The organism is Amycolatopsis sp. La24, from assembly GCF_029087445.1.
GTDB lineage: Bacteria > Actinomycetota > Actinomycetes > Mycobacteriales > Pseudonocardiaceae > Amycolatopsis > Amycolatopsis nivea.
On the sequence record NZ_JARACH010000021.1, the window covers coordinates 64,423 to 77,354 of the forward strand.

At 67.0% G+C, this 12,932-nt stretch carries 12 protein-coding genes and 1 tRNA gene; 7 read left to right on the forward strand and 6 right to left on the reverse strand.

Annotated elements, in window-relative coordinates; translation table 11 throughout:
• Positions 1-212 precede the first annotated feature (212 nt).
• The 4 genes from PUT80_RS21030 (at position 213) to lon (ending at position 5,349) form a co-directional block, all read left to right on the forward strand.
• Positions 213-1,154: a GNAT family N-acetyltransferase gene (locus PUT80_RS21030; protein ID WP_037816311.1), complete on the forward strand. Its 942-nt coding sequence runs from the start codon at positions 213-215 to the stop codon at positions 1,152-1,154.
• Between the two features lie 35 nt (positions 1,155-1,189).
• The gene (locus PUT80_RS21035; RefSeq protein ID WP_037816312.1) at positions 1,190-2,038 is read left to right on the forward strand and encodes an SAM-dependent methyltransferase; all 849 of its coding nucleotides are present in this window, start codon (positions 1,190-1,192) and stop codon (positions 2,036-2,038) included.
• Entirely contained in the window at positions 2,035-2,859 is an 825-nt protein-coding gene (locus tag PUT80_RS21040; protein WP_275293183.1) for an SAM-dependent methyltransferase, read from the forward strand. The genes PUT80_RS21035 and PUT80_RS21040 overlap by 4 nt, the downstream gene beginning before the upstream one ends.
• A gap of 87 nt (positions 2,860-2,946) precedes the next feature.
• The gene (gene lon / locus PUT80_RS21045) at positions 2,947-5,349 is read left to right on the forward strand and encodes an endopeptidase La (protein WP_275293184.1); all 2,403 of its coding nucleotides are present in this window, start codon (positions 2,947-2,949) and stop codon (positions 5,347-5,349) included.
• 63 nt (positions 5,350-5,412) lie between these two features.
• Here the strand turns inward: lon and PUT80_RS21050 are convergent, their stop codons facing one another.
• The 3 genes from PUT80_RS21050 to PUT80_RS21060 all read right to left on the reverse strand — a co-directional run bounded on the left by PUT80_RS21050 (position 5,413) and on the right by PUT80_RS21060 (position 8,179).
• Positions 5,413-6,060: a hypothetical protein gene (locus PUT80_RS21050; protein ID WP_275293185.1), complete on the reverse strand. Its 648-nt coding sequence runs from the start codon at positions 6,058-6,060 to the stop codon at positions 5,413-5,415.
• A 15-nt stretch (positions 6,061-6,075) separates the two neighbouring features.
• Positions 6,076-6,957, reverse strand: coding sequence for a glucose-1-phosphate thymidylyltransferase RfbA (rfbA, locus tag PUT80_RS21055; protein ID WP_037816316.1), 882 nt, complete (start codon positions 6,955-6,957; stop codon positions 6,076-6,078).
• Positions 6,958-7,030: 73 nt separating this feature from the next.
• Positions 7,031-8,179, reverse strand: a complete 1,149-nt coding sequence (locus PUT80_RS21060) for a hypothetical protein (protein ID WP_037816317.1) — start codon at positions 8,177-8,179, stop codon at positions 7,031-7,033.
• 198 nt (positions 8,180-8,377) lie between these two features.
• On the opposite strand from PUT80_RS21060, the gene PUT80_RS21065 reads away from it, so the two are divergent.
• Positions 8,378-9,079 (forward strand): hypothetical protein, encoded by a 702-nt coding sequence (locus tag PUT80_RS21065; RefSeq protein ID WP_134663722.1) that lies wholly within the window; start codon positions 8,378-8,380, stop codon positions 9,077-9,079.
• Positions 9,080-9,341: 262 nt separating this feature from the next.
• Positions 9,342-9,794 carry a hypothetical protein gene (locus PUT80_RS21070; protein WP_275293186.1) on the forward strand — a complete coding sequence of 151 codons (453 nt, stop codon included), beginning with the start codon at positions 9,342-9,344 and terminating at the stop codon, positions 9,792-9,794.
• A gap of 699 nt (positions 9,795-10,493) precedes the next feature.
• On the opposite strand, the gene PUT80_RS21075 is transcribed toward PUT80_RS21070, so the two are convergent.
• Positions 10,494-10,985 (reverse strand): YajQ family cyclic di-GMP-binding protein, encoded by a 492-nt coding sequence (locus PUT80_RS21075; protein WP_009072171.1) that lies wholly within the window; start codon positions 10,983-10,985, stop codon positions 10,494-10,496.
• 118 nt (positions 10,986-11,103) lie between these two features.
• Here PUT80_RS21075 and PUT80_RS21080 point away from each other — a divergent pair.
• Positions 11,104-11,185, forward strand: a tRNA-Tyr gene (locus PUT80_RS21080).
• A 123-nt stretch (positions 11,186-11,308) separates the two neighbouring features.
• On the opposite strand, the gene PUT80_RS21085 is transcribed toward PUT80_RS21080, so the two are convergent.
• Together PUT80_RS21085 and PUT80_RS21090 are read right to left on the reverse strand one after the other, a co-directional pair.
• The gene (locus tag PUT80_RS21085) at positions 11,309-12,712 is read right to left on the reverse strand and encodes an integrase (RefSeq protein ID WP_275293187.1); all 1,404 of its coding nucleotides are present in this window, start codon (positions 12,710-12,712) and stop codon (positions 11,309-11,311) included.
• A complete protein-coding gene (locus tag PUT80_RS21090) occupies positions 12,712-12,912 on the reverse strand; it encodes a helix-turn-helix domain-containing protein (protein ID WP_275293188.1) in 201 nt (66 codons plus the stop codon). The genes PUT80_RS21085 and PUT80_RS21090 overlap by 1 nt, the downstream gene beginning before the upstream one ends.
• Between the last annotated feature and the right edge of the window lie 20 nt (positions 12,913-12,932).

The following is a 12,932-nucleotide window of genomic DNA, read 5'->3' on the forward strand; positions in this document are numbered from 1 at the left end:
GTGACGTCAGGTGTGGGCGAGGGCGCCACCTTACCCCGTAGGGCGTACCGGCGTCCCTTTCGAGACAGTAGGAGATCACCCCAGGGTTAACAATGGGCGTTCTTCTCTGACCTGCGTGGACCAAGGAGTGAAACTCCCGGTTCGCCCCGGAACCCCCGGGCCGGGGAGTGTTCTGGGGGTCTTTTCCGGCCCGGTCGGCGGACAATGGCGGCATGCACAACGACGTGACAGCCACCGGGCATGCGGCGCGCATCGCCACGGTGGACGCGCTGCTTCCCGCGCCACTCCCCTTCGAGGTCGGAGGGGATTCCGTCCTGCTTTCCGCCGAGGTCGGCGACACCACCGCGGCCGGTCTGACCACCTGCACCGGGCTCGGCCCGGACAGTCCGCGGTCGATGTGGCGGGCGCTCGTCGAGCACCGGCTGGAGGTCCAGCTCGCCGGTCCCGATCCGGCCGCCGGACTCGACGCGTTGCTCACTCGATGGGATGAACACCTGCGGTCCCTCGCCCGAGTGGGGGATACGGAGTGCGCCGCAGTGCTCTCCCGGCCCAGCCGCGACACCGCCGGGGCCACCGAACTCCTCCGGCACGGCTTCGCCCCGGTCGGCGTGCTCGCGGTGCGCCCGGCGCAGCGAATGGCCGCCGGACCCGACGCGACGCCGGGCGTCTGCATCCGGCACGCGACGCCGGACGACCTCTCCACCGCCGTCGCGCTGCAGCTCGAACTGCAGCGGTACGACGCGCAGTTCGGCCGGATCACGCTGCGCCCCGGCGTCGAGGAGCTGATCGCCAAGGAACTGCTGCACCACCTCGAACGGCCTGAGCCGCAGGTCTGGATCGCGGAGCTGTACGGCCAGCCGCTCGGCATGGTCGTGCTGCAGATGCCCGACGAGACCGGCTGGATCCGGCACCGGGTGGCCGCTTCCCGCGTGGGTTACCTGTCGTCGCTGGCGGTTTCCGAGGCCGCTCGGTCGTCCGGCGTCGGCACCGCGCTGGCCGCGCACGCGCACCAGGTCTTCGACGAGGCGGGCGCGGATGTCGTGCTGCTGCACCACGCCGTGGCGAACCCGCGGTCGACGCCGTTCTGGTACGCGCAGGGCTACCGGCCGCTGTGGACCGGCTGGCAACGCCGGCCCGCCGTGCGTTCTCGCTAGTCTGGCGCGGTACGGCCTGTTCGAGGGGAGTCCCAGTGACCGAAAAGCCCGACGCTGCACCGAAAGCGCCGGAAGGCGTCGATGTCGAGAAACCTTCGGCCGCGCGGGTCTACGACTGGTACCTGGGCGGCAAGCAGAACTGGGCGGTGGACCGGGAATTCGGCCGCAAGGTCGAGAAGATGTGGTCGCTCGCCCGGCCCGGCGCGAAGCAGAACCGCGAGTTCATGAACCGCGTGGTGCGCGCCGCGCTGGACGCGGGCATCCGGCAGTTCCTCGACCTCGGCTCCGGCGTGCCGACCGCGGGCAACGTGCACGAGGTGGTCGAGGCCGCGCTGGGCGACGACGACGAGGCCACCGTGGTCTACGTCGACTACGAGCCGGTGGCCGTGGCGCACGCGACGCTGATCCTCGAGGACGAGGCGGCCACCGACTGGGCCGGCATCGTGCAGGCGGATATGCGCGATCCCCGGGCGGTGCTGAACCACCCGCGCACCCGCGAGCTGATCGACTTCGACAAGCCGGTGTGCGTGATGCTGATGGCGGTGCTGCACTTCGTCGGCCCGGACGACGATCCGGACGCCGTCGTGCGCGCCTACCGGGACAAGCTCGTGTCCGGCAGCTGGCTGGCGATCTCGCAGATGAGCGAGGGCGACGGCAGCGGTCCCGCGCTGGAAGGGCTGCGCTGGTTCGTGGAGCAGTACCGCAAGACGAGCAACCCGATGTGGCTGCGCGACCGCGAAGAGATCGAGCCGTTCTTCGGCGGCTGGCCGCTGCTGGAGCCGGGGATCACGCATCTGCCGGACTGGCGGCCGGAGCGCGAGCTGAACGCGGTCGAGGCGGAGGCCCGTCCGTTCGCCTGGTGCGCGGTGGCGCGCAAGCCATGACCGCGCCGGACGCACCGCGGGGCGTGGACGTCGACAAACCGTCCGCCGCCCGGATCTACGACTGGTACCTCGGCGGCACCCAGAACTGGGCGGTGGACCGGGAATTCGGCCGCCGCGTCGAGAAGGTGTGGCCGCTGATCCGGCCGATGTCGCGGGAGAACCGGGCGTTCATGAACCGGGTCGTGCGCGCCGCGCTCGACGCGGGGATCCGGCAGTTCGTGGACCTCGGCTCGGGCGTGCCGACGGCGGGCAACGTGCACGAGATCGTCCGCGATCGGCTGCCGGCGAGGGTCGTGTACGTCGACTACGAACCGGTCGCGGCGGCGCATTCGCGGGTGATCCTCGAAGGCGAGGACGCGACCGACTGGGCCGGGATCGTCGAACGCGACATCCGCGATCCGGAAGCGATCTTCGCCGACGAGATCACCGAGGAGCTGATCGACTGGTCACAGCCGGTGTGCCTGCTGATGATCACCGTGCTGCACTTCCTCGGCCCCGGCGACCGGCCGGAAGAGCTGGTCGCCGCCTACCGCAACCAGCTCGCGCCCGGGTCGTGGCTGGCCGTCACGCACGGCACCTGCCGGGACGACGCGCCGCCGGAACGGGCCGCCGAGGTCCGCGCGTTCGTCGACGCGTACCGGGACACGTCGAACCCGGCGTACCTGCGCTCGGACGAGGAGATCCTGCCGTTCTTCGGCGGCTGGCCGCTGCTGGAGCCGGGGATGAGCGCGCTGCCGGACTGGCGGCCGGACGAGCCGGTGTCGGAGTTCGCCGCGGAGGTCCGGCCGTTCGCCTGGGGCGCCGTCGCGGTCAAGCCCTGACTTCTCTCCCAGCGAACACTCCCTGGGAAACAAACCCGCCCTTCGGAGAGTTGAGCACTGCAGACTCAACTTATTCGAGGAGTGCACATGTCCGACCCCCGCCTCCTGCCCGTCCTCCCGCTCGATGACGACGTCGTGCTGCCGGGCATGGTGGTCCCGCTCGACCTCGGCGACGCAGAGACCCGGGCCGCAGTGGAGTCCGCTCAAGCCAAGACCCCCGCGACCGCGTCGTTCCCCGGGATCCGCTCGGGCGCGGCGAGCAAGGCCGAAGTCCTGATCGTCCCGCGCGTGCACGGCGAGTACGCCGAACTGGGCACCGTCGCGACCGTCGAACGGATCGGCCGCGTTCCCGGCGGCAAGACCGCCGTGCTGCTCCGCGGCACCTCGCGCGTTTCCGTCGGCCGGATCGCCGACGGCCCCGGCGCGGCCCGCTGGGTGCACGCCGACGCCGCGGACGAAACCTCCGACGACCGCACCGCGCAGCTCGCCGCGGAGTACAAGGCCGTGGTCATCTCGGTGCTGCAGCAACGCGGCGGCTGGCAGATGATCGACGCCGTCCAGCAGGTCGAGGATCCGTCCGCGATCGCCGACCTGGCAGGCAACGCGCCGTACCTGTCCACCGACCAGAAGCTGGAGCTGCTGAGCGCGCTCGACGTCAGCGTCCGGCTGGAGAAGGCCCTCGAGTGGAGCCGGGAGTACCTGGCCGAGCTGGAGGTCACCGAGACCATCCGCAAGGACGTCGCGGACGGGATGGAGAAGCAGCAGAAGGAATTCCTGCTGCGCCGCCAGCTCGAAGCGATCCGCAAGGAACTGGGCGAACTCGACGGCACCGCGGCCGACGACGACTACCGCGCCCGGGTGGAAGCCGCCGACCTGCCGGACGAGGTGCGCAAGGCCGCGCTGGCCGAGGTCGACAAGCTGGAGCGGACGTCCGAGCAGTCGCCCGAGGGCGGCTGGATCCGGACCTGGCTCGACACGGTGCTGGAGCTGCCGTGGAACGAGCGGACGGAAGACGTCTACGACATCGCCGCCGCGCGCGCCGTGCTCGATGCGGACCACGCGGGCCTGGACGACGTCAAGGAACGGATCATCGAGTACTTGGCCGTGCGCAAGCGCCGCGCGGAATCGGGCCTCGGCCCGGTCGGCGGACGGCGTTCCGGCGCGGTGCTGGCGCTCGCCGGTCCTCCCGGGGTCGGCAAGACGTCGCTGGGCGAATCGGTCGCGAAGGCGATGGGACGCAAGTTCGTGCGCGTCGCTTTGGGCGGCATCCGGGACGAGGCGGAGATCCGCGGCCACCGGCGCACGTACGTCGGCGCTTTGCCCGGCCGGATCGTGCGGGCCATCAAGGAAGCCGGCTCGATGAACCCGGTCGTGCTGCTCGACGAGATCGACAAGGTCGGCGCCGATTACCGCGGCGACCCGACGGCCGCGCTGCTCGAAGTGCTGGACCCGGAACAGAACCACACGTTCCGCGACCACTACCTCGAGGTGGAGCTGGATCTGTCCGATGTGGTCTTCCTGGCGACGGCCAACGCGCTGGAAACCATCCCCGGCCCGCTGCTGGACCGGATGGAACTGGTGACGCTGGACGGTTACACCGAGCACGAAAAGGTCACCATCGCGCGGGATCACCTGCTCCCCCGCGAACTCGAGCGAGCCGGTCTGGCGTCCGGTGACGTGGTGCTGACTGACGACGCGTTCAGCCGGATCGCCGCGGAGTACACCCGCGAGGCCGGAGTGCGCGACGCGAACCGGACGATCGCGAAGGTGCTGCGGAAGATCGCGACGAAGGTGGCTTTGGGTTCGGTCTCGCTGCCACTGTCGATTGCGGCGGCGGACCTGGAGACCTACCTCGGCCGCCCGCGGCACGTACCGGAATCGTCGCTGCCGACGGCGACCCAGCGGACGTCTTTGCCAGGCGTGGCAACGGGTTTGGCCGTCACTGGCGCGGGCGGAGACGTGCTGTACATCGAGGCGTCGCTGGCCGATCCGGAGAGCGGGGCGTCGGGCCTGCAGCTGACCGGGCAGCTGGGTGACGTGATGAAGGAGTCGGTGCAGATCGCGCTGTCGTACCTGCGCTCGCACGGTGCGGAGCTGGAACTGCCGGTGGGAGACCTGCGAGAGCGGGGAATCCACGTACACGTCCCGGCAGGCGCGGTGCCGAAGGACGGACCTTCGGCGGGCATCACGATGACGACCGCGCTGGCTTCACTGCTGTCCGGCCGAGTGGTCCGGGCCGATGTGGCGATGACCGGAGAGGTTTCGCTGACCGGACGGGTGCTGCCGATCGGCGGGGTCAAGCAGAAACTGCTGGCCGCGCACCGGGCGGGGATGAAGACGGTGATCATCCCGCAGCGGAACGAGCCGGATCTGGATGACGTGCCGGCGGAGGTGCTGTCGCAACTGGAGGTACACGCGGTGGCGAACGTGCGGGAGGTGCTGGAGTTGGCTTTGACGCCAGCGTCTTCGGAGGTTCGGCAGGCGGCTTGACCGTAGGTCCGTGAAGGGCTCCTTGAAGGAATCTGATTCCCCCAAGGAGCCCTTCACGGCACGTCAGGAGAAGTCGACCTTCTCCCATTCGAAGCCTTCCACCCAAGACGAGTCCTGCGCGGCAAATCCGGTGAACGCCGTCACCACCTCCGCCAGGCTCCCGACCTCCGTGCGGTAATGCCGCTCCGGCGACCCGTCCCGGCGCTCCAGCGCGAACTTCCCCCGCGGAGCCGCCGCGAACTTTCCCTGTCCTATTTGGACATAATGGTCGCCGCGTTCCAAGACTGCGTACCAATTCTTCGCCGACAACCGGCCCAGCGTCGCCTTAATCCCTGCTGCGTCAGGGTTTTCCACGCGGGAACCGTCGCACATGGTCAGGTCCAGCACGCTCGGCCGGTGCACCTCGCCGGTCTGCGGATTGAACACGGTCAAGCCGTGTTTTCGTGCCAGGTCAAGGACAACACGCGTCACCGCAACCGCGCGCGAGTGGTGGATCGCCAGTACCGCGCCGTCGCCGGAGCGCTCGATCGCCGCGTTCCACGGGGATTCTTCGGGATCCTCGGCCTCGTGCAGTTCCGGGTATTTCGCGGTCAGGTCGCGGTAGAACCCGTCCAGCTCCGGAGCAGCCGAGCCAGAGCTGTCGCAAAGACTGGCGTAGCGGGCTTGCGGATCCTCGGCATCCCCAGCCCATACCCCCAGGTCGTAACTCACAAATCCCCTTCCGGGTCAGCCCTGCGCCCCCGCGAGCAAGGCCACGTTCATCACGTACTCGCCATATCCGGACTTCGCCAGTTTGGTGCCCAGCGCGTGGCATTCGTCCGCGCTGATGAAGCCCATCTTCAACGCGACCTCTTCCAGGCACGCGATCCGCACCCCGGTCCGGTGTTCCAGCACCTGCACGAACTGGCCGGCTTCCAGCAGCGAATCGTGCGTGCCGGTGTCGAGCCAGGCGAAACCGCGGCTCAGCTCGATCAGTTTGGCGCGGTCGCGGCGCAGGTAGGAGAGGTTGACGTCGGTGATCTCCAGCTCGCCGCGCGCGGAGGGCTTCAGGTTGCGGGAGATGTCGACGACCTCGTTGTCGTAGAAGTACAGCCCGGTGATCGCGTTGTTCGACCGCGGCTTCTCGGGCTTTTCCTCAATGGACAGCAGGGTGCCGTTCTCGTCGACCTCGCCGACGCCGTAGCGCTCGGGGTCCTTCACCTGGTAGCCGAACAGGACGCAGCCGTCCAGGTCGGTCGCGGCGGTGCGCAGGGTCGTGGAGAAGCCTTGGCCGTAGAAGATGTTGTCGCCGAGCACCAGCGCGACGGAATCGTCGCCGACGAAGTCCGCGCCGATCACGAACGCCTCGGCGAGACCGTTCGGGCTCGGCTGTTCCGCGAAGGAGAAGGAGAGTCCGAACTGGCTGCCGTCGCCGAGCAGGCGGCGGAAGTTCGGCAGGTCGGCCGGGGTCGAGATGATCAGGATCTCCCGGATCCCGGCCAGCATGAGCACTGAGATCGGGTAGTAGATCATCGGTTTGTCGTAGACCGGCAGCAGCTGCTTCGACACGGCCTGCGTGATCGGATGCAGACGGGTTCCGCTGCCCCCGGCGAGCACGATGCCCTTCACAGCCCCTCCTCAATGCGGTGGTGGTGTTCACCGTACCGAGTGAGCATGGAGGCCGTCCGGGGCTTCGCACAACTCAGAAAGCCGGACCTTTCCCGAAGAACGCCTGGCAGCCGTGCGCGTACTCGGTGGCGATCTCCAGCACGTTCTTCCCGCCGTCGACCGGCAGCACGGTGGACGAATAGTTGGGGCAGTAGTTGTTGTAGATGCCGCTGATGTGGACCGGCGCGGGCAGTTCGTACCAATTGCCGGCGCCGAAGTTGTCGTTGGCCAGCAGCGTCTGCCCGTTTCCGGCCACCGGGGCGCCGTCGGCGGTCGTGTAGATCTGGCCGACCATCACCAGCCGCACGCCGTTCGGGCCGCCGGGGAACAGCGTGGTGGTCTGGGCGTGCTGGAAGTAGTTGCCGCTCGCGGTGTTCACCCTGGTGCCGGGATCGGCCGGATCGCCCCAGTTCGCGCCGTCCGCGGAGATTTTGTAATACGGATCGCAGTAGCGGTCGCGGTAGTTGCAGATCTCGTAGCCGAACCAGTACCGGCCGTCGGGCAGCCTGCGGATGATCGGCATGCCCGGACGCACCCGGGACGGTCCGATGGCCATCGTGAGCTGCTTGGTGCCCCAGTTGATCCCGTCGGTCGAGGCGACGCGGTTGAGCACCTGGCCGTACTTCGGGGCCTGCGTCTCGTCGGCGTAGTGGAGCCAGAGCGTGCCGCCGGCGTCCACAGTGAACTCCGGTTCCCAGACGCCGTCGTGGTTGTGCGAGAGCGCGGCCTCGGACAGGTACCGCCAGTTGTGCCCGCCGTCGCGGCTGGCCCACACCTTGATCCCCATCCGGCGCTGCGGTCCGGCGTCCTGGCGATAGGTCGCCGCCCACAGCAGCGTGCCCGCCCGCAGGCGGCCGACCCGCTGCGGCAGTTCGTAGAGGGTTCCGCAGCATTGACCGGACCTGGCGTCGGGGTCGCGGATCTCGCCGATCTGGTGGAAGCTCGCGCCCTCGTCGGTGCTCTCGAGGATCGGCGCGAACCGGCCGTTGCCGTCCTCGCTGGTCAGCGACGCGATGATGTTCCCGCGCCCGAACGGCGAGTGCTCCAGCCGGATCAGCCGCGGGTACGAGCCGAAGCCGGGTACGAGCAGCTTCCGGTCGGCGGCTTCCGCGACCGGCGCGATCGCGGTCACGAGGACCGCCAGCGAGGTGAGGAAAGCAAGCACGGGAGTCCAACGGCGCATCCAGAAACTCCTCTCACGACCAGCCGGGCGATTACACCACGTGGTCGCGTCGCCACCATCGATTTCGCCTGGTCACCCGCGTGAGTCCACCCCTTCGAGGAGATCACTGGGCTGTTCAGGGCGCCCGTTTCGTAACGACTGGGCGGAGCGTGACGAAAGATCATCCGGAGGCCCCGTCGGGGCAAGCGAGGGGGAATCATGCGCCGCACCGCAGTGCGTCTGGCCGCCGTCTGCGCGGCGGTAGCGCTCACCGCGTCGTGCTCACTGCAGCCGAGCGGCATCGGGGCGATCGCGTACCCGATGGAAGACGAACCCGGCGACTCCCCCGCGCCGGTGCTGCCTCCGCCGCCGCGTCCGGAGAAGCCACGCCTCGCCGAGAACCCGACGGAGACCCATCAGGGCAAGAACAACGCGACCGTGCCGCTGACCTGGCCGTCCGGGGTGGCGGGATTCCTCACCTTCGACTGTCCGAAGTGCACCGGCCACATCGCGGTGACGACCGACGGCACCGAAAGCCTGCTGGTCAACGACGGCGACGCCTACCACGGGACGGCCTGGTTCAACGTCTCCCCCGGCGGCAAATCCGTCCACACGCTGACGGTCGAGGCGAAGGGTGCGTGGACCGCGACGATCACCGATTACCGCGGAGTGCCGCCTGTCGAACCGGGCAAGCCGTACAACGGCCACGGAGACGCGGTCCTCGCGGTGCCGCCAGGGATGGTGACGGGGAAGTTCTTCACGGGCTCGAAGGGCTCGAACGGAGTCTGGGTGCTGGCGGACGGCTACCCGCACCTGGCGGTGAACCACATCGGCCAGACCACCGAGGAGTTCCCTCTCGAAGGACCCACGTATGTGGCAGTGGAGACGTTCGAGGCGGATTGGACCTTCACCGCCTGGTGAGGTGCTGCGGACGTGTTGGCGTCCGCAGCACCTGTAGGTCACCGGTAGTTGGTGAACTGCGCCCTACCTGGGGTGATGCTCAGGTGCGGGGCTCTGAACTGCGGGCTTGTGCTCGCTGGCGATGGTCGTCGCTGGTTGACGCCATCTGTACCGGATTTGTACCCGACGTGTGCAGTTGCGACTATCTGGCCGGAGATCGGACTTTGAACTGCTAATGTGTCAGTTCTGCTGCTCTTGATCAATTCTGGTTCGTGGAGACGTTGTGGATCTTTCCTCCCTTACTGGCCCGGCGGCGACGTTGATCGCGGCTTTGGCAGGTTTGCCTCTAGGGCAAGTTGCGGTCAGGCGACGGGAGTCACGACTTCGTGACGGAGTTCAGTCGAACCTTTCAACGATTGAAAAGCTTCGGGAGATTGACCCCGGGAATGTCGAACTTCTTATTGGAAAAATTGAGCAGGCTCTAGTCATTCAAATGGACGGCCTCCTTAGCCTGGAAGAGGTACATGCTAAGGAGAAGAAGCGAAACTGGCCCAGTCTTGCGGCCGCTTTCTTTCTGGCAGCACTGGTCTCCACGCCCATGTGGTTCCTTTGGATGCCTGCGCGCTGGTACACCTGGCTGCTGTTCATTGGCCTGGCCGTCTTTGCACTACTTCTGATTCTTTCTGGGTTCGGCGCTTGGAGTGCAGGGCCACCGGGGAAGAAGGAGAAAAAGTAGTCCGTTCCGCCTGGTCTGGGGCTGGCGCTCCGTTCGACTCGGGCGGCTCTGGGAAGTCTCTTCGCGGTATTTATTTCTTTATTTCAGCGTCGGGCAACTTGAGTTCAGGGGTCAGAATCCTGCTTACTGCGGTTGCTGAAATTGAAGGAGTGGCGTTTATGCGAAGTGTGTTTTCTGGTTTTGCTGGACTTTTCAGGGTGCGGGGAGGTTCCTGTCCCGGCCCAGGGGGAACGGCTTATTCTCGCAAGCGGGTGGCCTCTCGGCATCTCGTCGACCTGGCGCAGCCCGATCACGCCGGGTCAAGGGTGCCCCTCTTCGTCTCCGTGACCGAAGTCCGAAACCGCCCCTTTGACGCGGCGTGATAGCCCTCTGGGAGGTTGACGAGATGCCGTCTGGCCAACCACGGACGCAATATGCGAGCCCTGCCAGCCATCTCGGCGACCTGCCCGTCCGGCGAGGACATCTCTTCTCGGACCCGCGGCTTATCTGAGACCCCCTGCGGCCTCCGCGCCCCGGCCGACGCGCGGGGGACCGGCCGCCAGGCCGCACGCCCCCGCGAGGGCTTGGCCGGGCAAAGGCATGGGGCCGAGCGGCCCCGGAGGGGCCCAGACGTGCACGCTCATGGACTCCGCACTCAGTTGCACCGAGGTTGTACCCACGGGCATCCGCTGACGGATACCCGCAGGTCAACCTACAAAATCACCGGTAGTTGGTGAACTGCAGAGCGATCTCGAAGTCCTTGCCCTTCAGCAACGAGATCACCTCCTGCAGCTGGTCCTTCTTCTTGCCCGACACCCGGAGCTGGTCGCCCTGGATCTGGGCCTGGACGCCCTTCGGGCCCTCGTCGCGGATGAACTTCGCGATCTGCTTCGCCTTGTCCGACGCGATGCCCTGCAGGATCTTGCCGCTGATCTTGTAAATCTTGCCGGAGATCGCGGGCTCGCCGGCCTCGAAGGCCTTCAGCGAGATGTTCCGCTTGATCAGCTTCTCCTTGAAGACCTCCACCGCCGCGAGGGCGCGCTCTTCGGTCTCCGACTCGATCGCGATGGCTTCCTCGCCGGACCAGCTGATGCCGGTTCCGGTGCCGCGGAAGTCGAACCGCGTGCCCAGTTCCTTGCTGGCCTGGTTGAGCGCGTTGTCCACCTCCTGGCGGTCGACCTTGCTCACCACGTCGAAAGAGGGATCCGCCACGTGTCCTCACACCTTGTCTCAGCTCGTCAGGGACCCCCAGCGTAGCGCCGGGGGATCCCGGTTGACCGGCCGTCCGGACCGTTGGGTATCCTTCTTCCCGGCCGGTTCGCCCGGCCATGGCAGGTTACCCAAGCGGCCAAAGGGATCTGACTGTAAATCAGACGGCTCAGCCTTCGGGGGTTCGAATCCCTCACCTGCCACACCAGCCAGATCGCCCCCGTGACCAGCATGAACCGGTCACGGGGGTGATCTTGTCTCTTCCGGTTCTTTCCGGCTGACTCCGGCTGATTTGGCCGATCTGCGGACGCATCGCGGACGCAGGCTCAGTAGCTCATGTAGCCGCGCTCGATCCGGTCCATAGCGGCCTGGTCGCCACCGTCCAGGCACTTTGCATACACGCGCATGAGGACTCCGAGACTGTGCCCCGCCCATTTCGCGACCTTGGTGGCCTCGACGTTGCTGGACAGCCAGGTGGAAACCGCTGCGTGACGGAGGTCATACGGACGCTTGGCAATCGGCCTGGCCTGCACCTCTGGCGTAAACACGGATGACCGGGCTGCCGCCCACGCTCGACCGTAGACGGTGCTGCTGATCCGCCCGCCGTTCCGGCTGCCACGGAAGAGCCGGCCATCAGGTGCGGTGCCGTAGAGGGCGATGTGCTTGTGCAGCAACGCCGTCAGCTGCGGAGTGCACGGCACTGACCGACTCGACCCGACATTCCGATGCTTCAACGGTCCTGCCTCAGACGCCTCGCCGGAGTCCGTCCATACGGCATCGATTTCGGGACGCGCCGAGTCGAGGATCAACCAGCCTGCCCCTTCCTCCGGGATCGACAGGTTGCGCTTGTTGAGGTTGGCGGCTTCCTCCGGACGGAGAGCGGCGAAGTACATCGTGCCGAAGAAAGCCTCAAGCTCCGGATCGCGCTCGGCCACAGCGGCCAACAACATGCGGCCTTGCATTGGGTTGACGACCGCCGCCGGGTCGACCTCCTTCAGTTCGTAGGTGCGCTTCTTCACCTTCACTTCCTCCAGCGGATTCGAGTCCAGGACGCCGCGCTCTACCGCGTAGTCAAGGAACCCCCTGAAAGCGGCGCGGCGAATCCGCACCGTGTCGGCCGCTGCCTTCGAACCATCCAAGTTCCGCTCGAATCCGTTCAACACCGCGCGCAGCACCTCTGGCTTCGCGAATTCGGATGCCCGGCGGCTGCACAACTCCGCCTCCGCGCCGCATTTCACTGCCGCGTCGGAGTATCCCGCAGCACGCAGCTTCGAGACGATATCCATCTCGTCGTCCAGGTCAGCCTCAAGTCGCATTTTGGCGTTGAACACACTCGTGAGAGTGCGCCGGAAGGTCGGGTCCTTCGGGAGGGAGCGTTTCGACGCGCCCATTGTCAGCTTGGTAAGCGACCCCGCTATCGACTTTCGGTACTTCGGTGAGGCGTTCGGCCACATCATGTCGGCGTAGTCGCACGCCAGCGCGAACGTGGACACCGCGAGAGCGGATTCCTTTACCATCGACTGCGGCAGACCCGACTCCGTGTCGAACGGCTCGCCTTTGCGCGTAGCGGTGACGAGGTCCGATCGGAAGCCATCAGCGAGTCCTGAAGTTCGGAAAGGCTCGTTGAATTCCTTTCCGTCCACCGTCCAGCGCGCCCGGTAGGTGTAGTTCCCGCTCCGATGCTTGCGCCGCTGGTTGTTCCAGACTTTGACGTTGTACGAGCTTGGCATTAGGCAGCCTTCTTCTCCGCACGGCTTTCGATCCAACGGTCAAGATCTGCCCGGCGAAAACGGAGATCGCCGTTCGGCAGCTTGACACACCTGGGCGCTTTGCCCTTCGCGCGCCAGTCGTAGAAAGTCGAGACAGCTACGCCACCAAGTTCTTCCAGGACTTCGGCAAGCGTGAGCAGTTTGCTGGTGGTGTTGGCCATGTGGGGGTGACCCTTCCGTG

Bases quoted from the DNA above. Each gene is read 5' to 3' on its own strand.
- PUT80_RS21030 (WP_037816311.1), top strand. From the start codon at position 213: ATGCACAACGACGTGACAGCCACCGGGCATGCGGCGCGCATCGCCACG.
- PUT80_RS21040 (WP_275293183.1), top strand. From the start codon at position 2,035: ATGACCGCGCCGGACGCACCGCGGGGCGTGGACGTCGACAAACCGTCC.
- lon (WP_275293184.1), top strand. From the start codon at position 2,947: ATGTCCGACCCCCGCCTCCTGCCCGTCCTCCCGCTCGATGACGACGTC.
- PUT80_RS21060 (WP_037816317.1), bottom strand. From the start codon at position 8,179: ATGCGCCGTTGGACTCCCGTGCTTGCTTTCCTCACCTCGCTGGCGGTC.
- PUT80_RS21065 (WP_134663722.1), top strand. From the start codon at position 8,378: ATGCGCCGCACCGCAGTGCGTCTGGCCGCCGTCTGCGCGGCGGTAGCG.
- PUT80_RS21085 (WP_275293187.1), bottom strand. From the start codon at position 12,712: ATGCCAAGCTCGTACAACGTCAAAGTCTGGAACAACCAGCGGCGCAAG.
- PUT80_RS21090 (WP_275293188.1), bottom strand. From the start codon at position 12,912: ATGGCCAACACCACCAGCAAACTGCTCACGCTTGCCGAAGTCCTGGAA.